Source organism: Pseudomonas syringae pv. cilantro (genome assembly GCF_001293775.1).
GTDB classification, from domain to species: Bacteria; Pseudomonadota; Gammaproteobacteria; order Pseudomonadales; family Pseudomonadaceae; genus Aquipseudomonas; species Aquipseudomonas syringae_P.
The window spans coordinates 154,672-177,117 of sequence record NZ_LGLN01000099.1 but is presented as its reverse complement, the minus strand read 5'-3'; the positions used below and the strand labels follow the sequence as shown (position 1 = coordinate 177,117).

The window sequence follows — 22,446 nt, the reverse complement described above, 5'->3', positions numbered from 1 at the left end:
GAGATGCCTCGCTAAATCAGATCCTCATTTTTTCTAGGTGGGGTTTGTGGCGCGGATACCGACGATCTGGCGTTCAGCTTCAGTGAATCGGATTGCGCCAATCCGTTGCTGATGGCACACATGCGTGGCCTCAGCGCGCAATACCTGCACGAGCGCAGCTACGCTGACGGGATTGCCGAGTACCTGGAGCTGGCGGCTTCGCTGATGCGCAGAAAGCAGATGCCGCCTCGGTTGATTGATAAAGCACTGAGTGCTTATGCCGGGCAGGCGCGCATCGACATGCGCCGCGAGCTCGCTTCAAGCTTTGCTCAGGAAGGTTTTGGCCTGAGCGAAACCCAGCTGGTCTGTATGTTGTTCTCGCCCTTCGTCGACCAAGGACACGGTCTTGAAGCGTTTTTGCGCAGTTGCCATCCGGGCATGCTGGTCGCGCTGCCGGACCTGCACAAGGCGCTGTCAGGCTCGACTGCGCCGGATCAGGTCATGCAGTGGCTGGTGGACATCAGCGGTTTGAGTCTCAAAGGGCTGCAGAACCTCTATGACAAGCAGCGCGTGGACTTTGCCGATCCGGATTCGCTCATCGCCAGAATACGCGCCGCCGACCCTGACAAAGGACGGGTCATGAGCATAGACCCGGCCACCGGCGAGGCGCTCGCCGAGGTCCTGTCCGGGCGCTGAACCGGGGGCGGATCAGGGCTGTGGCCGGTCGCTTGGCGGCAGCCCTGTGGTAATTGCCCGGACTCTTTGGCGACTGAGCGCTGGATGACTTGCATGAAAGACCACACCGACTTCGCCTACCAGGCGGTTTATCGCTATCTCGTCCGTCTGGCCAATCAGGAGCAAGGCGAGTTGGCGCTGAAAATGCCGTCACTGCGCCAGCTTGCATGCCGTCTGCGCGTATCGATCTCCACGGTGCAAAGTGCCTACTCGCTGCTGGAGGAAGAAGGGCGCGTCTATTCGGTGGCCAAGTCGGGTTACTACGCGGTGTCGCGCAGTAGCGCATCAGATGCACAACGCAGCCGGAACGACGACCTTCTGCACGCACTGCTGTGCAACGCCAGGCGTCCTGGCATGCTGCTGCTGAACAGTGACGAGCCAACGCTGCTGCACTGGCCAGAAAGTCCGTTACTGTCCATTGAGTGTGAACTGGCGCGCCATTATCCACGCTCGCGAGAGGCTGATTTTCAGCCATTCGGCGATCTGGAATTGCGTACCGCGCTGGCTGCTCGTCATACCTATGATGCGGCGCATTGCTGGCACGCAGACAATGTTTACGTTACTCCCGATTTGCTCGCGGCGTTCATGATGGTAATCGATACGTTGCGGCTGCGCGGTGGTGCGGTTTTGGTGGAGTCGCCCTGCGCCTGGCCCCTGCTGCGGGTGTTGCAGTCGCTTGATATCCGGGTCCACGAATTGCCGCTGGATGAAACCGGCAGCCTCGATCCTGAGCAACTGGAGCGGCTATTACTGGAAAACTCCCTTGGACTTGTGGTGTTGTCTTCGTTCCTCAATCCGCTGCGCGGCAGTGCGCGACCGTCAAGCAATAGTCAGGCGCTGGCTGACGTGATCAATCGTCATAAGGTCTGGGTGCTGGAAAATGACAGTCACAGCGCGTTGAGTTTCGCTGACGAGCCCTGTCATTTGCGTCACCTGATCGATCCGCAACGCCTGGTAATCATGGGGGCGTTCGACAAGACCCTCGGCCCTGAAGCGCCTTACGGCTACCTGTTGTGCAAACAACTCGAAGAGCGCTGGCACGCCGGTTTTCTGCTCCGTGCGTTCGAGCTGCCGCGCCTCCGCCAGAAGGCAATTGCCAGGCTGTACGGCAGCGCACGGCTGGACATCCTACTGAGCGGGCTGCGCGACGTGCTGGCGGAACGCACGTCAGCGATGACGCAGCAACTCAATGAGCATGCGGGTCATGCACTGCGCTATGAAGTCCCGGCAGGGGGCTGCGGTGTGTGGGCCGAAAGCCGACACCCGGTGAACATGCGCCAGGTCTTTGACTGGATGCTCGACGAGCGCATGGTCATTGCCCCCGGCGAACTGTTCAGCCTGCAAGGTCGGTATGATCAGTGTTTGCGTATCAGTTGTGCCATCGACTGGAGCCGGGATGTGGCTGGGTTGCTGACCACGCTGGGAGAGGCATTAAGCAGGGCGCGGCTGCCATAGCCCGCTGACGGGACGGCCGTCGATCCATTTGTATTTGCCAGACGTCTTTCAAGGCTGTTAACTGGACGCTTGTCCAGTATTTGCAACCAACGGCTCCCCCGCGCAGTGACTTCCCAGACTTCCGCCAATCCCGATCCGACGCCAGCCCCCGCCAGCGATTCGCCCGAACGTTATGTAGTGGCAGTACGCGCCTTGTGCGAGTTCACGGCCAAAGTGGGCGATCTCGACCTGCGCTTCACACCATCACCGACTGCTCAGGAAGGGATTGCCGGGCATCGGACTGTCGCGTCGCGTCGCGGTGCCGATTATCAGGCCGAACTGTCCTTGACGGGCGACTATCGCGAACTGACCGTGCGCGGCAGGGCGGATGGGTACGACGCGGCTCGCAATCAGCTGGAAGAAGTGAAGACCTATCGCGGCGAGCTGGAGGCCATGCCCGCCAACCATCGGCAGTTGCACTGGGCACAGGTGAAGGTGTACGGCTGGCTGCTCTGCCAGCGCCTGCGCCTGGAGGACGTCACGCTGGCGCTGGTGTATTTCAATATTGTCAGCGAGCAGGAAACCCTGATTCGAGAGCATTTCAGCGCCGTTACGCTGCAACAATTCTTCGAGCAGCAATGCGCGATCTTTCTCGGCTGGGCGCAGCAGGAACTGGCGCACACTCAGGCGTTGCACTCGACCCTGAGCACGCTGAAATTTCCCCATCCTGTATTCCGCACCGGGCAACGCGCACTGGCGGAGTCGGTGTACAAGGCGGCCAGCACGGGCTGTTGCCTGATGGCTCAGGCGCCAACCGGTATCGGCAAGACAGTGGGCACGTTGTTCCCGTTGCTCAAAGCTGCGCCCGGTCAGCGACTGGACAAGATTTTCTTTCTCACGGCCAAGACGCCGGGACGCCGTCTGGCGCTGGATGCGTTGCAGGTGATCAACCGCAGCGCGCCCGAACTCAGGCTGCGGGTGCTGGAACTGGTGGCGCGGGACAAGACCTGCGAGTACCCGGACAAGGCCTGCAACGGTGATTCCTGCCCGCTGGCCAAAGGTTTTTACGATCGTCTGCCCGCGGCGCGCTCGGCTGCGCTGCAATCGCCCTGTCTGGATCAAGCCAGCGTGCGCGACGCGGCGTTGCTGCATCAGGTCTGTCCTTATTACCTGAGCCAGGAGCTGGCGCGCTGGGCCGACGTGGTGATTGCCGACTACAACTATTACTTCGACCTCAGTGCGCTGCTGTTCGGCCTCGGCCAGCTCAATCAGTGGCGGGTGGCGGTGCTGGTCGATGAAGCGCACAACATGGTCGAACGGGCGCGCCAGATGTACAGCGCCAGCCTCGATCAGAGCCAGTTGAAAGCGCTGATTCAGACCGCGCCCGAGCCCGTGAAAAAAGCGCTGCAGCGCCTTGACCGACAATGGAACGCGCTGCACAAGGCGCAACTCGCCGAGTACCAGGCCTACTCAGCGGCTCCGGACAAATTTCTCAGTAGCCTGAATCTGTGTATTTCGACGATTGGTGATCATTTCAACGAACACCCGCAGGCAGTGGACGGCACGCTGCAGGGCTTCTATCTGGAAGCCATCGGTTTTGCGCGCATCGCCGAACTGTTTGACGAGCACTTCATTTTCGATATCTGCCGACGCGAGGCGGGCAGTAAGCGGGTGTTGTCGCGGCTGAGCCTGCGCAATGTGGTACCCGCGCGCTTCATTCGGCCTCGCCTGAGCGCAGCACGCAGCAGCGTGCTGTTTTCCGCCACGCTCAACCCCCGGCATTACTACGCCGACCTGCTCGGGTTGCCGGCCAATACCGCCTGGATCGACGTTGAGTCGCCGTTTCATCATGAGCAACTGGACGTGCGGATTATCAGCCGTATTTCAACCCGCTTCACTCATCGACAGGCGTCACTGGCGCCGATTGTCGAGCTGATGGCTGACCAGTTCGACGCCAGGCCGGGTAATTATCTGGCGTTTTTCAGTAGCTTCGATTACTTGCAACAGGTGGCCGGGCTGATGGCGCGTACGTATCCGCACATTACCTTGTGGCAGCAGGCGCGAGGCATGGGCGAAGCTGAACGCCACACGTTTCTTGATCGTTTTACCTTGAGCAGCCAGGGCATCGGCTTTGCGGTGCTGGGCGGCGCATTCGGGGAGGGGATCGATTTGCCGGGCGCACGCTTGATCGGCGCGTTCATCGCTACGCTGGGCCTGCCGCAACTCAACCCGGTCAACGAACAGTTCAAGCAACGCATGGCCGCGCTGTTCGGCGCTGGCTACGATTACACCTATCTGTATCCCGGCATGCAAAAGGTCGTGCAGGCAGCGGGCAGGGTGATCCGCAGTCAGAATGACACGGGCATGGTGATGTTGATCGATGATCGCTTTGCCGAGCCCAAGGTGACTCAGCTGTTTCCGGCATGGTGGCGACCTGAAACCTGCGGCTAGGGTCTGTTCCCGTTTCNGAAACGGGAACAGACCCTAGGGATCGATAACCGAGCATCGCTGTCGAACTGCCAGTAAACTGCCGCGCTGATCATGGTTTTTCGCGTGGCAGTCTTTTTAGTATTCGCTGTTCATGGAGGTTGTATGAGTCTCAGTCCTTTCGCCGGCAAGCTGGCACCTGCGCAGTTACTGGTTGATATCCCGAGACTGGTCACGGCTTATTACACCGGCCAGCCTGATGCATCGGTGCCCACCCAGCGCGTAGCGTTCGGCACGTCCGGGCATCGCGGCACTTCATTCGAACTGGGCTTCAATGAGTGGCATGTGCTGGCTATCAGCCAGGCGATCTGCCTGTATCGCAAGGCCAACGGTATCGACGGCCCGTTGTTCCTGGGGGCTGATACTCATGCGTTGTCCACGCCTGCTGCGGCCTCTGCGCTTGAAGTGCTGGCAGCCAATGGTGTGCAGGTCATGATTTCCGAAGGCGACGAATACACCCCGACGCCAGCGGTTTCCCACGCAATCATCTGCTACAACCGTGGGCGCACGGCGGGCCTGGCTGACGGCATCGTGATCACGCCGTCGCACAATCCGCCGCAAAGCGGCGGCTTCAAGTACAACCCGCCCAATGGCGGCCCGGCTGACAGTGACGTCACCAAGTGGATCGAGAACAAGGCCAACGAGCTGCTGGCCGAGAAGATCGTCGGTGTTTCGCGTATCAGCCATGAAAAAGCCCTGCGCGCCGACACCACGCACCGCCATGACTACCTCAATACCTACGTGGCCGATCTGAAGAGCGTCATCGATCTGGACGCTATCCGCAATTCGGGGTTGCGCCTGGGTGTCGATCCGCTGGGCGGTGCCGGGGTAAACTACTGGTCGGCGATTGGCGAGCATTACGGCCTGAATCTGGACGTCGTGAACAAGTTCGTCGATTCCACGTTCCGTTTCATGACGGTGGACTGGGACGGCCAGATTCGTATGGACCCGTCGTCCAGCCACGCCATGCAAAGCCTGATCGGCCTCAAAGACCGCTATCAGGTCGCTTTCGCCTGCGACCCGGATCATGATCGGCACGGCATCGTGACCCCGACGGGCGGACTGATGACGCCCAACAGCTACCTGGCAGTGTCCATCGACTACCTGTTTCAGAACCGTCCGGACTGGCGCGCCGATGCAGCGGTCGGCAAGACCGTGGTCAGCAGCGGCATGATCGATCGGGTAGCCGCACGTCTCGGCCGTCGCCTGTATGAAGTGCCGGTCGGCTTCAAGTACTTCGCGCAAGGGCTGTTCGAGGGCTCGCTGGGCTTTGGTGGCGAAGAAAGTGCCGGGGCTTCGTTCCTGCGGCGTGACGGTACGGTCTGGACCACCGACAAGGACGGCCTGATCCCGGCGTTGCTGGCGGCGGAAATGACGGCGCGTACCGGTCGTGACCCGAGCGAAATCTACAAGACCATGACCGATGAACTGGGCGAGCCGTTTTCGACCCGCGTCGATGCCAAGGCCAACCCGCAGCAGAAAGCGTTGCTGAGCAAGTTGTCGCCAGAGCAGGTGACGTCCACCGAACTGGCTGGCGAGCCTATTCAGAAGGTACTCAGCCATGCGCCAGGTAACGATCAGGCGTTTGGCGGCGTGAAAGTCATGACCGAGAACGGCTGGTTCGCGGCCCGTCCGTCAGGCACCGAGGACATCTACAAGATCTACGCCGAGAGTTTTGTCAGCGAAGACCACCTCAAGCGCCTGGTAGCAGAAGCTCAGGTGCTGGTCGATGGGGCCATTTCGCCCAAGTAAGACGAGCAGCGGCATGCCTGTGTTTGCGCGGGCATGCTCTTGCTGATGCTTTCTGAAACCTCGGGTCGCAAAACGGCCCGAGGTTTTTTGCTTCAAGGCGTGACGGTCAGTCGCGATAGAAAACTTGCACCAGGTGATAACCGAATTTGCTCTTGATCGGGCCGTGCACGACGCGCAATGGCTTCTTGAAGATTATCTGGTCGATGGCGCCCACCATTTGCCCAGGCCTGACTTCGCCCAGATCGCCGCCACGTTTGCCGGACGGACAGCTAGAATGTTTTTTGGCCAGCACATCAAACGCCTCGCCCTTGGCGATGCGCTGCTTGAGCTGCTCGGCTTCCTCAGCGGTTTTCACCAGAATATGGCGGGCCTGGGCTTTCATGTCGCAATATCACCTGTCGCAAAAGGCTGCCATTATGCCTGTCCTTGTCAGCGCTTGCCTGCCCGGTGACGTGCTGCCAGTTGTCGCGTATGCCGCCACAACGGCTCATCGTTTGCTCATTCATCTTGTACGGTATTGATTATGGATTTTCCGGCGCTATTGAAGATTCTGGCCAATCAGGACGGATCGGACCTCTATCTTTCCACCGGAGCACCGCCGTGTGCCAAGTTCAACGGGGTACTCAAACCGCTGGGCAGCGAGACTTTCAAGCCCGGCGAAGTGGCGTCGATTGCCCAGGGGCTGATGGATGAAGAGCAGAAACTCGAGTTTCTGCGCGAGCTGGAAATGAACCTGGCGGTGTCGCTGGCAGGTATTGGTCGTTTCCGGATCAATATCTTCATGCAGCGCAACGAAGTGTCTATTGTCGCCCGTAACATCAAGCTGGATATACCGCGCTTCGAGGACCTGTTCCTGCCGCCGGTGCTGCTCGATGTGGTCATGGAAAAGCATGGCCTGGTGCTGTTCGTCGGTGCCACCGGTTCGGGTAAATCGACCTCGCTGGCAGCGCTGATCGACTATCGCAACCGCAATGCCAGCGGCCACATCATCACGATTGAAGACCCGGTAGAGTTTATCCATCGGCACAAGAAGTCGATCGTCAATCAGCGCGAAGTCGGCGTCGATACCCGCAGCTTCCGCGCTGCGTTGAAGAACACCCTGCGTCAGGCACCGGACGTGATTCTGATCGGCGAAATCCGGGATCGCGAAACCATGGAGCACGCGCTGGCGTTTGCTGACACCGGGCACCTGGTCATCTCGACCCTGCACGCCAACAACGCCAATCAGGCGCTGGACCGTATCATCAACTTTTTCCCGGAAGAGCGGCGTTCACAGTTGCTGCATGACCTGGGTAACAACCTCAAGGCGTTCGTCTCCCAGCGGCTGGTCAAGACCCCTGAGGGCAAGCGCCGTGCAGCGGTGGAAGTGATGATGGGCACGCCGACCATTCGCGATCTGATCCAGCGTAACGAACTGACCGAACTCAAAGGCATCATGGAGAAGTCCGGCAGCCTTGGCATGCAGACGTTTGACAGCGCGTTGTTCAATCTGGCCGTAGAGGGCGCGATCAGCGAAGAAGAAGCGCTGAAGAATGCCGACTCGCAGAACAACGTGCGGCTGCGTCTTAAGCTGCACAGTGAAGGCGGGGCTATCACCCTGACCACGCCGCCCCCCGCACCCACCGGCAGCCGCACCGCAAGCACGGCCGAATGGGGGCTGGTCGACGACGACGAGCCGGGCGGCCCGCAGGCTTGAGGCTGGCGAGCTAACGCAAAGGGCGTCCAGAACGGCATGCCAACGCAGAGCGTCGCACGATAGTTGAGGTATCGTTCCACAAGCTCCAGCGTGGGAACGCCGTTCGTGACGCTCTGCGTCACAGCTCTACGTCACGCCGCGCAATCAAGAGCGGACGCAAAGCTCCAGCGCGGCATCAATCCACAGAACAGCTAACAACCATCAACCCGGATGCGCCGCCGCCAGCAACTCCTGTGTATAAGGGTGCTGCGGTGTGTCGAACACCTCGTGGCTGGCCCCGCGTTCGACCACTTTGCCGTTCTTGACCACGATCACGTCATGGGCCAGGGCCTTGACCACGGCCAGATCGTGGCTGATGAACAGGTAGGTCAGGCCATGTTTTTGCTGGAGATCGCGGAGCAGGGCGACGACCTGTTTCTGCACGGTGCGGTCCAGTGCCGAGGTCGGCTCGTCGAGCAGGATCAAGGCTGGCTTCAGCACCAGTGCACGGGCAATGGCGATGCGCTGGCGTTGGCCGCCGGAAAACTCATGCGGGTAACGATGGCGGCTTTGCGGATCGATACCCACTTCCTGCAACGCCCGAATCACCTCGGCGTCGCGTTGCTCGAGCGAGAGCGGGCTGTGCACCTCCAGCCCTTCGCTGATGATCTGCGCCACGGACATACGGGGGCTGAGGCTGCCGTAAGGGTCTTGAAAGACCACTTGCATCTCTTTGCGCCACGGGTGCATCTGTTTCTGGCTCAAGCTGTCCAGCGCCTGTCCGCGAAAGCGAATGCTGCCCTGGGATTCCACCAGGCGCAGGATCGCCTGGCCCAGTGTCGATTTGCCGGAGCCCGACTCGCCGACGATGCCCAGCGTTTTGCCGCGTTCGATGCTCAGGCTGATGTCGTCCACCGCTTTCAGGTATTCCTGATGTCGCCGCAACAGGCCGCCGGTCAGCGAGAACCAGACTTTCAGGTTATCGACTTGCAGCACGGTTTCCCGGCTGTCGCGAGGCAGCGGTTCTCCCGCTGGCTCGGCATCCAGCAGCAGGCGGCTGTAAGGGTGTTGCGGCGCTTTGAACAGTGACTTGCAGTCGGCCTGCTCGACAATCTCGCCGGCGCGCATCACGCACACCCGCTGCGCCACGCTGTGCACCAGGTTCAAATCATGGCTGATCAGCAGCAGTGACATGTTCAGGCGCTGCTGCAGCTCCTTGAGCAGCAGCAGAATCTTGCGTTGCACAGTCACGTCCAGCGCTGTGGTCGGCTCGTCGGCAATCAGCAGCTCTGGCTCGCACGCCAGCGCCATGGCGATCATCACCCGCTGACGCTGGCCGCCAGACAGCTGATGGGGGTAGGCTTTGAGGCGCTTTTCAGGCTGTTGAATACCGACCAGCTCCAACAGCTCGACGATACGCTTCTGCGCTTCACGACCGCTCATGCCGCGATGCAGCAACAGAGTTTCGCCGATTTGCCGGGCCACGCTGTGCAGCGGGTTCAGCGAGGTCATCGGCTCCTGGAAGATCATCGCAATCCGGTTGCCACGCAGCTCGAGCAGGGTGCGGTCGTCGGCGCCTACCAGTTCTTGCCCGCGGTAGGTGATGCTGCCGGTGGTCTGCGTGCCGCTGCGTGGCAGCAGTTGCAAAATCGAATGCGCGGTGACCGATTTACCCGACCCGGATTCGCCGACCAGCGCCAGGCATTCTCCACGCCGGACATCCAGGCTCAGGTTGCTGACCACTTTCTGGCCGCTGAACGCGACGCTCAACTGGCGAATTTCGATCAGATTTTCCGACATGTCAGGACCTCGGGTCGAAGGCATCGCGCAGCGCCTCGCCAATGAACACCAGTAGCGTAAGAATCAGAGCAAGGGCGAAGAACGCGGTCAGGCCCAGCCAGGGCGCTTGCAGGTTCTGTTTGCCCTGAGCGATAAGCTCCCCCAGCGAAGCGCTGCCTGCAGGCATGCCGAAGCCGAGGAAATCCAATGCGGTCAGGGTCGAAATGGCACCGGTGAGGATGAACGGCAGGTAGCTCAAGGTCGCTGTCATGGCGTTGGGCAGGATGTGGCGCATGATCACTTTGCGATCCCCTAGGCCCAGCGCGCGCGCTGCTTTGACGTATTCGAGGTTGCGGCCACGCAGGAACTCGGCACGTACCACGTCAACCAGCGTTAGCCAGGAGAACAACGCCATGATGCCCAACAGCCACCAGAAATCAGGTTCGACAAAGCCAGACAGAATGATCAGCAGATAAAGCACCGGCAAGCCCGACCAGACTTCGAGCAGACGCTGACCGAACAGGTCCACCCAGCCGCCGTAATAACCTTGTAGCGCTCCGGCCGTGATGCCGATCAATGCGCTGATGGCGGTCAAGGCCAGGGCGAACAGAATCGAGACCCGGGCGCCGAAGATGACTCGAGCCAGTACGTCCCGCGCCTGATCGTCCGTCCCCAGCCAGTTCGTGGATGAGGGCGGGCTGGGGGCTGGAGTGGTCAAGTCGTAATTGGGTGTGTCGGCGCTGAACGCAATCGGCGGAAACATCATCCAGCCGTCGCCTTTGGCAATCAGCTTGCGCACGTAATCGCTGCGGTAATCGGGCTGGAAAGGCAGTTCACCGCCGAACGCCTGCTCCGTGTAGCGTTTGAAAACCGGAAAATACAGCGAGTGCTGATAACTGATCACCAGTGGCTTGTCGTTGGCGATCAGTTCGCCGCCCAGGGTCAGGACAAACAGGCCGCAGAACAGCCACAGCGACCACCAGCCGCGACGGTTGCTGCGAAAACGCTCCAGACGGCGACGCGCGAGCGGTGAAAGGCTGCGCATCAGGCACTCCTCGCGCTGAAGTCGATTCTCGGGTCGACCAGCATGTAACAGATGTCACCGACCAGTTTGATCAGCAGGCCGAACACCGTGAAGATGAACAGCGAACCGAACACGACGGGATAGTCCCGCGAAACCGCCGCCTCATAGCTCATGCGACCCAGACCATCCAGCGAGAAAATCACCTCGATCAGCAGCGAGCCGGCAAAGAATACGCTGATGAATGCCTGTGGAATGCCACACACCACCAGCAGCATCGCGTTACGAAACACATGCCCGTACAGCACCCGCCGCTCGCTCATGCCTTTGGCGCGCGCGGTGGTCACGTATTGGCGGGTGATTTCATTGAGAAAGGAATGCTTGGTAAGCAGCGTCAGCGTGGCAAAGCCGCCAATCACCAGGGCCGAAACGGGCAACACCAGATGCCAGAAGTAGTCAGCGATTTTGCCGACGATCGATAACTCATTGAAGTTGTCCGACACCAGCCCGCGTACCGGAAACCAGTCGAGCGAGGTGCCGCCGCAGAACACCACTACCAGCAGCATGGCGAACAGAAAAGCCGGCATGGCGTAGCCAATGATGATCGCGGTGCTGCTCCAGATATCGAACTGACTGCCATGCTTGACCGCCTTGCGAATGCCCAGCGGGATCGACACCAGGTACGTCAGTAATGTCGCCCACAGCCCCAGCGAGATCGATACCGGCATCTTTTGCAGGATCAGATCCGTCACGCTGGCGCCGCGAAAGAAGCTGTTGCCGAAGTCCAGGCGGGCGTAATTCTTCAGCATCAGCCACATACGTTCGTGCAACGGCTTGTCGAAACCGTACTGTCGTTCGATGTCCTTGATCAGTTTGGGGTCCAGGCCGCGTGAGGCGCGGGAATGCCCGGCACCGGCCGATTCGCTGGCAACGGCACCTGCCGTTACGCCGCCGATACCTTGCAGGCGGGCAATGGCCTGTTCGACCGGCCCGCCTGGCGCGGCTTGTACGATGAAGAAATTGACCAGCAGGATGCACAGCAGGGTAGGAATGATCAGCAGCAGGCGCCGCAGGATGTAACCGAGCATTCAGTTGATCTCCGCAGGAAGGGCTGACGCACCGCGCTTCTCGGCGAATTGCTCGTTGGTCAGCGGCGTCGGGCTGATCTCCCACCAGGTTTCGATGGCTTCATTGTTGCTGGCCTGTATCTTCGGAATACCGAAACGGTTCCACCACACGGTGGAAGAGCCCGGCGGGTAATAGTTGGGTATCCAGTAATCATTCCATTGCAGCACGCGGTCCAGACAGCGTGCATAGTCTGTCATCGTCTGTTTACTGTCGGCTTTGAGCAGACCGGCAATCAGGGTGTCCACTGCCGGGTCCTGGAGGGCCATATAGTTGCTTGAACCAGGGTCCATGGCCAGTTTCGAACCGAAGTTATTGTACAGCTCGGCCCCCGGCGACGTGGAGACGGCGTAGCCCGTGACGATCATGTCGTAGTCCCGCGCCATGACCCGGTTCAGATATTGCGCTGAATCGATCCGGCGAATATCGAAATGGATACCGATCTGCGCCAGGGTGCGTTTATAGGGCAATAGCATGCGCTCGAAACCGACCTGGCTGTTGAGGAAGGTAAAGCTGAACGGTTCCCCATGCGCGTTGACCAGATCATCGCCTTTCGGGGTCCAGCCTGCTTCTTTCATCAGCGCCAGGGCCTGTAGTTGCTTGTCACGAATGAAACCTGTGCCATCTGTTTGCGGAGCCTTAAAAACGCTGTCGAATACCTCGTCGGGCACCGTGCCACGCAGAGGCTCGAGGATTTTCAGCTCGGCAGCCGTGGGCAATTGAGTGGCGGCCAGCTCCGAATTGGAAAAGTAACTGCTCTGGCGGATGTACATGTCGCGCATCATCTGCCGGTTGGTCCATTCGAAGTCCCAGAGCATGGCCAGTGCCTTGCGCACGCGGCGGTCCCGAAACATGGGCTTGCTCAGATTGAAAACGAAACCTTGCGAGCTTTGTACCGCGCCCTTGGCCAGTTGGCCTTTTTGCAGTCGCCCGTCACTCAGCGACGGGCCGTCATAGCGGATGGAATAACCGGTCGCGGAAAACTCGCGGTTGTAGTCGTAGGCACCGCCTTTGAGGACAGTGCGCGCCACGTCGATATCGCCGAAATACTCAACGGTGAATTTATCGAAGTTGTACATGCCTTTGTTGACCGGCAGATCCTTGCCCCACCAGTCAGGATCGCGTTCGAAGGTGATGCTGCGGCCCGGGTCGACATGGCCGATGCGGTAAGGACCGCTGCCCGGTGGTACCTCGAAACCGGCGCCACTGGCAAAATCGCGGGTTTTCCACCAATGCTCCGGAAACACCGGCAATGAGGCGAGATCAAGGGGCAGGGTGCGGCTGTCGTTGTTCTTGAAATCAAAGCGGATCTGCGTTGCCGATTCGACGTGCACGCCGGCGACGGCTTCGAACTGGGTCCGGTATTGCATGCTGCCTTGGGTCATCAGCAGATCATAGGTGTACTTGACGTCGTCGGCCGTGATCGGTGTGCCATCAGCGAAGCGTGCTTTCGGGTTCAGGTAGAAGCGCAGAGACAAACCGTCCGCGCCCCGTTCCATTTTCTCTGCGACGAGCCCGTATACCGTGTAGGGCTCATCCAGGGAACGTGCTGCCAGCGGCGAATAAAGCATGCCATTGATCTGTGACACGCCCATGCCTTTGTCGGTAAACGGCATCAGGTGATCGAACTGCCCGATCTCGATGGCCGAGCGGCGCATGCTGCCGCCTTTGGGGGCGTCGGGGTTCACGTAATCGAAGTGCCTGAAATCGGCCGGGTAGCGCGGCGCTTCTCCATAGACGGTCAGGGCGTGCTGTGGCTGTGCGGAAACATCTTGAAAGGCACCGACGAACGTCAGCGTTAGAGCGATCAACGATAAACAGGCAACGCGCATGACTCGAATCCTGACTGACATTCACGAGCTGATGTCAGGGTTAAGGGCAACCAACTGCTTCATAGCGCTATCTTCTACAGACAAATCAGGGCTTCGCCAAGCCGCTGCTGTTGATTGCCTTGAGTCGCGCCACAAACGAAAACGGCCCATCCGAAGAGGGGCCGTCTGTTCACCCGCGGGACAGGATCAGTCCTGGCGGCTGGTCACTTCCAGCAGGTGATAGCCGAACTGAGTCTTTACCGGACCCTGAACAACATTCACTGGCGCGCTGAATACGACAGTGTCGAATTCCTTGACCATCTGGCCTGGACCGAACGAACCCAGATCGCCACCCTGACGGCTGGACGGGCAGCTGGAATTGGCCTTGGCGATTTCTGCGAAATCAGCGCCGCCTTCAATCTGCGTTTTCAGTTCGTTGCACTTGTCTTCGCTCGAAACGAGGATGTGGCGGGCAGTGGCTTTAGCCATGGGAAACAATCTCCTGTTAAAAAAAAGAATCAGCCTACCGGATTCAGTGCGGCATTTCCCGACAAAGTTCCATCACGAACGTTATCGGTAGCGCAGCCGGTCCACCGCTCCGCGCAGCAGCTGTTCGGTGCCTGCCCAGCCCAGGCAACCGTCGGTGACCGAAACGCCGTACGTCAGCGTTTCCCCAAGCGCCTGGCAGCCGTCGAACAAATGGCTTTCGATCATCATGCCGATCAAAGCAGCATTGCCACGCAGTCGTTGCTCCAGCACATCATTGAACACCTGCGGCTGGCGCAGCGGGTCCTTGCCGCTATTGGCGTGGCTGCAATCGACCATGATTCGTGAGGCAATCCGGTTTCTGGTCAGGCTTGCCTGCACCTGAGCGACATGCTGCTGGTCGTAGTTGGGGCCTCCATGTCCACCGCGCAATACAATATGCGTAACCGGGTTGCCCTGTGTTTCGATAATCGCCGGATGGCCATCGCGGTCCATGCCGAAGTGGCGATGCGGATGAGCAGCCGAGCGCATGGCATCACAGGCCACCGCGACGCCACCATCGGTGCCGTTCTTGAAACCGACTGCCATTGGCAGACCGCTGGCTATTTCACGATGGATCTGCGACTCGGTGGTGCGTGCGCCGATGGCAACCCAGCTCAGCAGGTCGTCGAAGTAGCTGGCGGCCATCGGTTGCAGAATCTCGGTGGCGATCGGCAAGCCCAGCTTCAGCATGTGCAGCATGAGCTGCCGCGACAGCGCCAGGCCGGCGGCCATGTCGTCACTGCCGTCAAGATGCGGATCATAGGCAAGACCTTTCCAGCCGATCGTGGTGCGCGGCTTTTCGACGTAGGCGCGCATGACCAGCAACATCTGGTCGCTGACTTCAGCGGCCAGGGCGGCGAGGCGCTCTGCGTATTCGAGCGCAGCTTGTGGGTCATGGATCGAGCAGGGGCCGACGATGATCAACAGTCTGGAGTCTTCACCCTCAAGAATGGCACTTATCGCACGACGATGGGCGCTGACCTGTTCGCTCAGAGCCGCATTCAGCGGCAGGCGGTTTTTCAGCTCGAGCGGGCTCGGCAAACGTTTCGAGACGGGGCGGGAGTCCAGTAAACAGACGGTCTGGCTGGACAGGTCGGACGGTTTTACGGCAACGGAAGAATTCATGTTCTGGCTTCCTGGGCGGCGGGACACTCCCGCTCGAACCCTACTGGGGTGTTCGACAATGGGCCGTATCGGCCGTGCATTTACAGTTGCCACCTGGCAGTGACCGGTCGGAGGCGGCAGGCTGTTCCGAGCGGGACTTGCTAAATCGCCAGGCGAAGTCGATTTCGTTGCGGTAATAAGTGGCGTCGTTCATGTCGTGATCCTCAAATGATGCAGTGTGATTTTTCAGGGCTTTAAAAAACGAAACCCCCGGTCGGGAAGCCGACCGGGGGTAGAGAATTCTCTGGTTGGCGTCCCTTTGAAGTGGGCGCCGGACAGGTATCAGGCGCGCCAGTGGCTAAACCAATACCCATAATAAGTGTTGAATTGCAGACCCGTGCTCAACGATGCCGCGCGCACAGCCACAGAGCAGGCACAGCGATAGACGCTGGTGCAGGCCTGGAGCAGTGAGAGGGTGGATCGTGACATGGTGATCTCCATTGAATGAGCAGGAGCTTACTGCAAGAAAGGCGAAGCATTCAATTGGAAAATCACATCGGTCTGATTATCAAGAGGTGTGGGAAATACACTGCGTGGTACGAGAAAGTCAGAGAATCGAGTCAGCTGTCTGGCAGGGCAGGTTGACGCTTAGTTTTGGGATTTATCCAGCCCGGATTCTTCGCCGGGAATGATGCCTATCTTCATACCTAGCAAGACTGCCACTTTATGCGCCTCGCCGCGTCGGCCCTTTTTGCGGCCTGCCAACACCTGATAAGTCGTCGCTGGATCAATGTTGTTTTCACGAGCGAATTGTTGAACAGATTTACCTTGTTGTTCTAGCCAGGCCTTGGCTTGTGCGGCGGTGCGTATTCCGGGCATAGTTCAAAACCATTCAAATCAGTTTAAATTTAGATCGATTCTACCATTCGTAAGGATGGGGTCAACAGGGTTATGCATTCAAATGAGTGGAATTGGATACCGGCTAAGAAAAGAAAGAGAACGTCTGGGGTTGTCCCAGCGTGTTTTCGGGGAAATCGGCGGTGTTGAAGCAAACGCTCAGGGCAAATATGAAAGCGGTGAACGGACCCCCAAGGCCGATTACCTGGCCGCAGTGGCAGCCAGAGGCGTGGATGTACTTTACGTGCTCACTGGGACTCCCACACCTACCCCGGTCAACGATCTAAGCGATGCTGAAGAAAAAGTTCTGGGCAGCTACCGGGTACTGGATAAGGAGCACCAAGACGCCATAAGACGTCTGGCCACCACGATTGCCGAGCTTTCCGCACCTGGCAGCACGGTTTGAAGACGCTTCCAGGTCTTTCATGACATGGCGCCGATCCACCACTTTGTGAGGGATTCGGGAGTCCTGGCAGACCCACTCAAACGAATTGATGACTAATTATTGCGAGTCACACTTCTCAGTGCTAGGTCTGACTCGCGGTTTTTGTTATGGTGATTGTCATTCGTTATGACCGTTGCGCGAGGTGTCTGCTTGATTAGGGTGCTAGTTGTCGATGACCATGATCTTGTCCGGACAGGCATCACTCGCATGCTGGCCGACATAGACGGTCTGCAGGTCGTGGGGCAGGCGGATTCCGGTGAGGAATCGCTGAAAAAGGCGCGCGAGCTCAAGCCTGATGTCGTGCTCATGGACGTCAAGATGCCAGGCATCGGCGGCCTTGAAGCGACGCGCAAAATGCTGCGCAGCCATCCGGACATCAAGGTGGTTGCCGTCACCGTCTGTGAAGAAGACCCGTTTCCGACCCGTTTGCTCCAGGCCGGTGCTGCGGGCTACATGACCAAAGGTGCAGGGCTCGCGGAGATGGTTCAGGCCATCCGTCTGGTGTTTGCCGGTCAGCGTTACATCAGCCCACAGATCGCCCAGCAACTGGCGTTGAAATCGTTTCAGCCACAGGTCAACAATTCGCCGTTCGATCTGCTTTCCGAACGCGAGATCCAGATTGCCCTGATGATCGTGGGCTGCCAGAAGGTGCAGACCATATCCGACAAACTGTGCCTGTCGCCGAAAACCGTGAATACTTACCGATATCGTATTTTTGAAAAGCTTTCGATCAGCAGCGATGTTGAACTGGCTTTACTTGCTGTACGCCACGGCATGGTAGATGCCAGCGCCTGAACATGACCCAGACATTCGATCCAAGTGCATTTCTCGCGACCTGTAGTGGTCGCCCCGGCGTTTACCGCATGTTTGACGCCGACGCCACGTTGCTTTATGTCGGCAAGGCCAAAAACCTCAAAAAGCGTCTCGCCAGTTATTTTCGCAAGACCGGCCACGCGCCCAAGACCGGAGCTTTGGTAGCGCGTATCGCTCAGATCGAAACGACGATCACGGGTAATGAAACCGAAGCGTTGTTGCTGGAGCAGACCCTCATCAAAGAGTGGCGGCCTCCCTACAACATCCTGCTGCGCGATGATAAGTCTTACCCCTATGTGTTCTTGTCCGATAGCGCGTTTCCGCGACTGAGCATTCATCGCGGTGCCAAGAAAGCCAAAGGCCGATACTTCGGTCCTTACCCGAGCGCAGGCGCCATTCGCGAAAGCCTCAGTCTGCTGCAGAAAACTTTTCAGGTTCGCCAGTGTGAGGACAGCTACTTCAAGAACCGCACCCGGCCGTGCCTGCAATACCAGATCAAGCGCTGCAAAGGCCCGTGTGTCGGCCTGGTCGAGCCGGAGGTTTACGCCGAAGACGTGCGCCACTCGGTCATGTTTCTCGAAGGGCGCAGCAATGCGCTGAGCGACGAGCTGAACACTGCGATGGAAAAGGCCGCGATGGCGCTCGATTTCGAACGCGCTGCCGAGTTGCGGGATCAAGTGGCATTATTGCGGCGCGTCCAGGATCAGCAAAGCATGGACGGCGGCACCGGCGATGTGGATGTTGTGGCTGCGTTCGTCAATCCGGGTGGAGCGTGCGTGCACCTGATCAGCGTGCGTGGCGGCCGGGTACTCGGCAGCAAGAACTTCTTCCCGCAGGTGGGCATAGAAGAGGAGGTCGGCGAAGTGATGTCGGCGTTCCTGGCTCAGTATTTTCTCGGCGGCATCGACCGGGAGCTGCCGGGCGAAGTGATTGTCAACGTGGTCAACGAAGACTTCCCGGCGCTGATCGATGCCATCGAAGAGCTGCGCGGCGTTGAAATGGTCATCAGCCACCGCGTGCGCGGAACCCGGGCTCGCTGGCAGCAGATGGCCGTCACCAATGCCGAGCAGGCGCTGGCGGCGCGACTGGCCAATCGTCAGCACGTTGCTGCGCGATTCGAGGCGCTGGCTGTGGTGCTGGGGCTCGACGACCCGCCGATGCGTCTTGAATGCTATGACATCAGTCACTCCAGCGGCGAGGCGACGGTCGCGTCGTGTGTGGTGTTTGGTCCGGAAGGGCCGATCAAGTCCGATTACCGGCGTTTCAATATCGAGGGCGTGACGGCGGGCGATGACTATGCGGCCATGCACCAGGCGTTGACCCGCCGCTACAGCCGGATCAAGGCCGGGGAGGGCAAGTTGCCCGATGTGCTGCTTGTTGACGGCGGCAAGGGGCAGATGTCCATGGCACGCGATGTGCTCAACGAGTTGCAGGTCCCTGATCTGATTCTGCTGGGCGTGGCCAAGGGCACAACGCGCAAGGCCGGTTTTGAAACACTTTATCTGAATGATGCGGCGCATGAGTTCACGCTGCCCGGTGATTCGCCGGCGCTGCACCTCATTCAGCAGATTCGCGATGAGGCTCACCGCTTCGCCATCACCGGTCACCGGGCGCGACGCGGCAAAACCCGACGCACGTCGACCCTTGAAGGCGTTGCCGGAGTAGGGCCGACCCGGCGTCGGGATCTGCTCAAACACTTCGGTGGATTACAGGAATTGTCCCGTGCAAGCATCGACGAAATCGCAAAAGCACCCGGAATCAGCAAAAAGCTCGCAGAGTCGATTTATGCAAACCTGCACAGCGAGTAGAATGCCCGCTCACCTCGTAGCCAGTTGTGCCGATGAATATCCCTAATCTGATCACCGTACTACGCGTCTTGCTGATTCCGATCTTCATTTTGTTGTTCTACATGCCTTATCACTGGAGCTACATGGCAGCCAGTGCAGTCTTTGCGTTCGCTGCGGCGACCGATTGGCTCGACGGGTATCTGGCACGCCGCCTTGAGCAAAGTACGCCGTTTGGCGCCTTTCTCGATCCGGTGGCAGACAAACTGATGGTGGCGGTGGCTCTGGTGCTGCTGGTTCAGGCGCACGCCAACCTCTGGCTGACCCTGCCGGCGGCAGTGATCATCGGCCGTGAAATCGTGATCTCCGCGCTTCGTGAATGGATGGCGGAAATAGGCGCGCGTGCGCAAGTCGCCGTGTCCAGCATGGGCAAATGGAAGACCGCCGCACAGATGCTGGCGCTGGTGATCTTGCTGGGTAACCCGCCTGCCATCACCTTCTGGGTGATTTTCGGCTACGCCTTGTTGCTTGTTGCCGCTGGGCTGACCCTGTGGTCGATGGTGCAATACCTCAGAGCCGCATGGCCACACCTCAGTGCGGCTGCTGAAAAAAAATAAGTTTTTGAATCAAAGGCTTGACGTTGTTATTCGAATGGCTAGAATAGCGGCCTGTCATCAAGACAATGCGGGAATAGCTCAGTTGGTAGAGCACGACCTTGCCAAGGTCGGGGTCGCGAGTTCGAGTCTCGTTTCCCGCTCCANTGCGGGAATAGCTCAGTTGGTAGAGCACGACCTTGCCAAGGTCGGGGTCGCGAGTTCGAGTCTCGTTTCCCGCTCCAGATATAACGCTGCAGGGTTTTATCATCCTGAAGCCAGTAAAAAAGGACCTTCGCAGACTGTGTGAAAACACGCTGATGAAGGCCCAAGCAAACGCCCCGACTTGTTCGGGGCGTTTTGTTTTGTATTGGCCGCAGACGAAAAAATGGCCGCTCAGCCCATCAAAGCCATCAGATGGCGCACACCGAGCACTTTAATCGCTCGTTTCAGGTTATAGGCATTCACCGCCAAGGCCATTTCAGCTTTTGTACCCTCCAGTTGTCGCAGCAAGAAACGGCCATTACCAAATAGCCATTGCTTGAGGTTGCCGAAGGGGTGCTCAACGATGGATCTTCGGTTGGCCATCATCTCAGGATGCGCGTGCATTCTTTGCTCCATCCGCTCGAAAGCCTCTTCATGGGCATGTCGTGAGACATAACGGCGCTGGGCTCGACCTCGACGCTGTTGGGAAACTGGTCGGTGTCCCAGCCGTTCTGCGGATCACCACGGTTGGCGTCGATGCTGCCGAAAATGCCCAGCGAGACGGCAGTGGCGATTTCGTGGTGAAAACTGTGCCCGGCCAGCGTGGCATGGTTGGCTTCGATGTTGACCTTGATCTCGTTTTCCAGACCGTACCGCTGCAGAAATCCGAAAACCGTGGCGCTGTCGTAGTCTTACTGATGCTTGGTCGGCTCCTGTGGTTTGGGCTCGATCAGCAGGTCGCCTTTGAAACCGATCTTGTGCTTGTGCTTGTGCTCGACCACCATGCGCATGAAGCGCCCCAGCTGTTCGCGTTCGTGTTTCAGGTCGGTGTTGAGCAGCGTTTCATAACCCTCGCGACCGCCCCACAGCACATAGTTGGCGCCTTTGAGACGCAGGGTCGCGTTCATGGCACTGAATACCTGAGCAGCGGCGTAGGCGAACACCTCTGGGTCGGGACTGCTGGCCGCACCTGCGGCGAAGCGCGGGTTGCTGAAACAATTGGCGGTGCCCCACAGCAGTTTGATCCCGCTCTGTTCCTGATGGCGCTTCAGGTGCTCGATCATCTGCGCGAAGTTATTGTGGTACTCCTTGATCGAACTGCCTTCCGGAGCAACATCCGTGTCGTGGAAACTGTAATAGTCGATGCCCAGTTTGGAGAAGAACTCGAAGGCCGCTTCAGCCTTGCCGATGGCCAGTTCCATCGGATCACCGGCGTGTTCCTCGAAGAAGACTTTCTCTGTCGCCTGAAAGGCATCGAGCGCTGGCAGGGCGACGGGATCATTGCCGACTTCGACGACCCGCTGATCGGCGAGGTGTTGGCCGGCATCAGATTGCCGGTCGTGGCGGTCGGTGGCTCTTATCAGGACGAGCGCGCATACCCGAAGGGCATTCCGTATGTCGCCACCGATAATCACGCGCTGATCGAGGCGGCTTACCAACACTTGATCGAAGCCGGGCTGACACAGTTTGCTTGTTTCAGCCTGCCTGAGGCGCAAGCCAATCGCTGGGCGCAGGAGCGGGAGAAAGCCTTTCGCCGGTTGCTGCAACGCGATGGCCTGCAGGTCGAGATCTACCGTGGCATGGGCACCAGCGCTCCGCTTTGGGACAGTGCCGTCGAACAGCAGATCGCCTGGCTGCACAGCTTGCCCAAACCCATCGGCATCATCGCCGTGACCGACGCGCGCGCCCGGCAGTTGCTACAGGCCTGCCTGACCGCCGGGATTGCCGTGCCCGAGCAAGTGGCACTGATCGGCATCGATAACGACCCGCTGACCGAACCCTCACACGCGTACCGCTCAGTTCGGTGATTCAAGGAACCGAGACCATGGGCAGAACCGCTGCGCGTCTGCTTCACCAGATGCTGCACGGCATGCCGTCGTCCGGCACACATATTCTGATCCCGCCGGATGCGGTTAACGTGCAGGCTTTAAGCTTGCATCAACCATTAGGTAATCCGTATGTGATGCAAGCCATGCTGTTCATCCGCCAGTACGCCTGTCAGGGCATCAAGACAGCACAAGTCGCCGCGTATGTGGGCGTATCGCGCTCATCACTGGAATCACACTTTCGCAAGGCGCGCGGCTGCAGCGTGCACGATGAAATCCTGCGCTTCAAACTGGTCGCTGCCGCCAGCGGCCTGGAAAAAACCGACTCGGCCATTGCAGAGATCGCCCGCGATTGTGGTTTCAAATCGGCGCAGTACCTGCATACCGTGTTTCGCCGCGAGTTTGGGTGCACGCCTGGCGAGTATCGGTCAACATAGCTTCTTGGGTTTACGTC

Annotated in this window: 16 protein-coding genes, 2 tRNA genes and 4 pseudogenes; 12 read left to right on the top strand and 10 right to left on the bottom strand. The window is 59.1% G+C overall.

The annotated features are described in order from the left end of the window. Positions 1-60 precede the first annotated feature (60 nt). The 4 genes and pseudogenes from ABJ99_RS26325 to pgm all read left to right on the top strand — a co-directional run. A pseudogene (locus ABJ99_RS26325) lies at positions 61-675 on the top strand (hypothetical protein); the annotation flags it as partial. A 93-nt stretch (positions 676-768) separates the two neighbouring features. Then, entirely contained in the window at positions 769-2,169 is a 1,401-nt protein-coding gene (locus ABJ99_RS26320; protein WP_054088282.1) for an aminotransferase-like domain-containing protein, read from the top strand. A 177-nt stretch (positions 2,170-2,346) separates the two neighbouring features. Then, on the top strand, positions 2,347-4,599 hold the full coding sequence (locus ABJ99_RS26315; protein WP_054088281.1) for an ATP-dependent DNA helicase: 2,253 nt from the start codon (positions 2,347-2,349) through the stop codon (positions 4,597-4,599). A 141-nt stretch (positions 4,600-4,740) separates the two neighbouring features. Then, positions 4,741-6,387, top strand: a complete 1,647-nt coding sequence (pgm, locus tag ABJ99_RS26310; RefSeq protein WP_054088280.1) for a phosphoglucomutase (alpha-D-glucose-1,6-bisphosphate-dependent) — start codon at positions 4,741-4,743, stop codon at positions 6,385-6,387. 106 nt (positions 6,388-6,493) lie between these two features. Here the strand turns inward: pgm and ABJ99_RS26305 are convergent, their stop codons facing one another. Beyond that, complete coding sequence (locus ABJ99_RS26305; RefSeq protein ID WP_054088279.1) at positions 6,494-6,769, bottom strand: peptidylprolyl isomerase; 276 nt, start codon at positions 6,767-6,769, stop codon at positions 6,494-6,496. A gap of 141 nt (positions 6,770-6,910) precedes the next feature. Between ABJ99_RS26305 and ABJ99_RS26300 the strand changes: the two genes are divergently transcribed. Continuing rightward, positions 6,911-8,083, top strand: a complete 1,173-nt coding sequence (locus ABJ99_RS26300) for a PilT/PilU family type 4a pilus ATPase (protein WP_054088278.1) — start codon at positions 6,911-6,913, stop codon at positions 8,081-8,083. Positions 8,084-8,284: 201 nt separating this feature from the next. On the opposite strand, the gene ABJ99_RS26295 is transcribed toward ABJ99_RS26300, so the two are convergent. The 7 genes from ABJ99_RS26295 to ABJ99_RS26265 all read right to left on the bottom strand — a co-directional run bounded on the left by ABJ99_RS26295 (position 8,285) and on the right by ABJ99_RS26265 (position 16,309). Next, positions 8,285-9,862 carry an ABC transporter ATP-binding protein gene (locus ABJ99_RS26295; RefSeq protein ID WP_054088277.1) on the bottom strand — a complete coding sequence of 526 codons (1,578 nt, stop codon included), beginning with the start codon at positions 9,860-9,862 and terminating at the stop codon, positions 8,285-8,287. Position 9,863: 1 nt separating this feature from the next. Further along, positions 9,864-10,886, bottom strand: coding sequence for an ABC transporter permease (locus tag ABJ99_RS26290; protein WP_054088276.1), 1,023 nt, complete (start codon positions 10,884-10,886; stop codon positions 9,864-9,866). After that, positions 10,886-11,950 carry a microcin C ABC transporter permease YejB gene (locus tag ABJ99_RS26285; protein ID WP_054088275.1) on the bottom strand — a complete coding sequence of 355 codons (1,065 nt, stop codon included), beginning with the start codon at positions 11,948-11,950 and terminating at the stop codon, positions 10,886-10,888. Before ABJ99_RS26285 ends, ABJ99_RS26290 begins: the two co-directional genes overlap by 1 nt. Further along, positions 11,951-13,819: an extracellular solute-binding protein gene (locus ABJ99_RS26280; RefSeq protein WP_054088274.1), complete on the bottom strand. Its 1,869-nt coding sequence runs from the start codon at positions 13,817-13,819 to the stop codon at positions 11,951-11,953. A 186-nt stretch (positions 13,820-14,005) separates the two neighbouring features. Further along, positions 14,006-14,287, bottom strand: a complete 282-nt coding sequence (locus ABJ99_RS26275; protein WP_007249421.1) for a peptidylprolyl isomerase — start codon at positions 14,285-14,287, stop codon at positions 14,006-14,008. A gap of 81 nt (positions 14,288-14,368) precedes the next feature. Continuing rightward, entirely contained in the window at positions 14,369-15,451 is a 1,083-nt protein-coding gene (locus tag ABJ99_RS26270; protein WP_054088273.1) for a 3-deoxy-7-phosphoheptulonate synthase, read from the bottom strand. A gap of 627 nt (positions 15,452-16,078) precedes the next feature. Then, positions 16,079-16,309: a DNA-binding protein gene (locus tag ABJ99_RS26265; protein ID WP_054088272.1), complete on the bottom strand. Its 231-nt coding sequence runs from the start codon at positions 16,307-16,309 to the stop codon at positions 16,079-16,081. An 82-nt stretch (positions 16,310-16,391) separates the two neighbouring features. On the opposite strand from ABJ99_RS26265, the gene ABJ99_RS26260 reads away from it, so the two are divergent. The 6 genes from ABJ99_RS26260 to ABJ99_RS26235 all read left to right on the top strand — a co-directional run bounded on the left by ABJ99_RS26260 (position 16,392) and on the right by ABJ99_RS26235 (position 20,207). Continuing rightward, a complete protein-coding gene (locus tag ABJ99_RS26260; RefSeq protein ID WP_054088271.1) occupies positions 16,392-16,733 on the top strand; it encodes a helix-turn-helix domain-containing protein in 342 nt (113 codons plus the stop codon). Between the two features lie 189 nt (positions 16,734-16,922). After that, positions 16,923-17,567, top strand: a complete 645-nt coding sequence (gacA, locus tag ABJ99_RS26255) for a response regulator transcription factor GacA (protein WP_007249425.1) — start codon at positions 16,923-16,925, stop codon at positions 17,565-17,567. Between the two features lie 2 nt (positions 17,568-17,569). Further along, positions 17,570-19,393 carry an excinuclease ABC subunit UvrC gene (gene uvrC, locus ABJ99_RS26250; RefSeq protein ID WP_054079997.1) on the top strand — a complete coding sequence of 608 codons (1,824 nt, stop codon included), beginning with the start codon at positions 17,570-17,572 and terminating at the stop codon, positions 19,391-19,393. A 32-nt stretch (positions 19,394-19,425) separates the two neighbouring features. Then, complete coding sequence (gene pgsA / locus ABJ99_RS26245; RefSeq protein ID WP_054088270.1) at positions 19,426-19,986, top strand: CDP-diacylglycerol--glycerol-3-phosphate 3-phosphatidyltransferase; 561 nt, start codon at positions 19,426-19,428, stop codon at positions 19,984-19,986. 67 nt (positions 19,987-20,053) lie between these two features. Beyond that, positions 20,054-20,129 (top strand) — tRNA-Gly (locus tag ABJ99_RS26240). A gap of 2 nt (positions 20,130-20,131) precedes the next feature. After that, positions 20,132-20,207: transfer RNA gene (locus ABJ99_RS26235), tRNA-Gly, on the top strand. A gap of 151 nt (positions 20,208-20,358) precedes the next feature. On the opposite strand, the pseudogene ABJ99_RS26230 reads toward ABJ99_RS26235, so the two are convergent. Both ABJ99_RS26230 and ABJ99_RS26225 read right to left on the bottom strand, forming a co-directional pair. After that, positions 20,359-20,634: pseudogene (locus ABJ99_RS26230) on the bottom strand (transposase); the annotation flags it as partial. Positions 20,635-20,639: 5 nt separating this feature from the next. Then, a pseudogene (locus ABJ99_RS26225) lies at positions 20,640-21,431 on the bottom strand (apurinic/apyrimidinic endonuclease family protein); the annotation flags it as partial. On the opposite strand from ABJ99_RS26225, the pseudogene ABJ99_RS26220 reads away from it, so the two are divergent. Then, positions 21,381-22,429: pseudogene (locus ABJ99_RS26220) on the top strand (XylR family transcriptional regulator); the annotation flags it as partial. The pseudogenes ABJ99_RS26225 and ABJ99_RS26220 overlap by 51 nt on opposite strands. Positions 22,430-22,446 lie beyond the last annotated feature (17 nt).

What these genes read in the sequence shown, in the direction of transcription:
- ABJ99_RS26290 (WP_054088276.1), bottom strand. Translation starts at nt 10,886, where the DNA reads ATGCGCAGCCTTTCACCGCTCGCGCGTCGCCGTCTGGAGCGTTTTCGC.
- ABJ99_RS26260 (WP_054088271.1), top strand. Translation starts at nt 16,392, where the DNA reads ATGAGTGGAATTGGATACCGGCTAAGAAAAGAAAGAGAACGTCTGGGG.
- ABJ99_RS26275 (WP_007249421.1), bottom strand. Translation starts at nt 14,287, where the DNA reads ATGGCTAAAGCCACTGCCCGCCACATCCTCGTTTCGAGCGAAGACAAG.
- ABJ99_RS26285 (WP_054088275.1), bottom strand. Translation starts at nt 11,950, where the DNA reads ATGCTCGGTTACATCCTGCGGCGCCTGCTGCTGATCATTCCTACCCTG.
- ABJ99_RS26300 (WP_054088278.1), top strand. Translation starts at nt 6,911, where the DNA reads ATGGATTTTCCGGCGCTATTGAAGATTCTGGCCAATCAGGACGGATCG.
- pgsA (WP_054088270.1), top strand. Translation starts at nt 19,426, where the DNA reads ATGAATATCCCTAATCTGATCACCGTACTACGCGTCTTGCTGATTCCG.
- ABJ99_RS26295 (WP_054088277.1), bottom strand. Translation starts at nt 9,862, where the DNA reads ATGTCGGAAAATCTGATCGAAATTCGCCAGTTGAGCGTCGCGTTCAGC.
- pgm (WP_054088280.1), top strand. Translation starts at nt 4,741, where the DNA reads ATGAGTCTCAGTCCTTTCGCCGGCAAGCTGGCACCTGCGCAGTTACTG.
- ABJ99_RS26270 (WP_054088273.1), bottom strand. Translation starts at nt 15,451, where the DNA reads ATGAATTCTTCCGTTGCCGTAAAACCGTCCGACCTGTCCAGCCAGACC.
- ABJ99_RS26305 (WP_054088279.1), bottom strand. Translation starts at nt 6,769, where the DNA reads ATGAAAGCCCAGGCCCGCCATATTCTGGTGAAAACCGCTGAGGAAGCC.
- uvrC (WP_054079997.1), top strand. Translation starts at nt 17,570, where the DNA reads ATGACCCAGACATTCGATCCAAGTGCATTTCTCGCGACCTGTAGTGGT.
- ABJ99_RS26320 (WP_054088282.1), top strand. Translation starts at nt 769, where the DNA reads ATGAAAGACCACACCGACTTCGCCTACCAGGCGGTTTATCGCTATCTC.
- ABJ99_RS26280 (WP_054088274.1), bottom strand. Translation starts at nt 13,819, where the DNA reads ATGCGCGTTGCCTGTTTATCGTTGATCGCTCTAACGCTGACGTTCGTC.
- ABJ99_RS26265 (WP_054088272.1), bottom strand. Translation starts at nt 16,309, where the DNA reads ATGCCCGGAATACGCACCGCCGCACAAGCCAAGGCCTGGCTAGAACAA.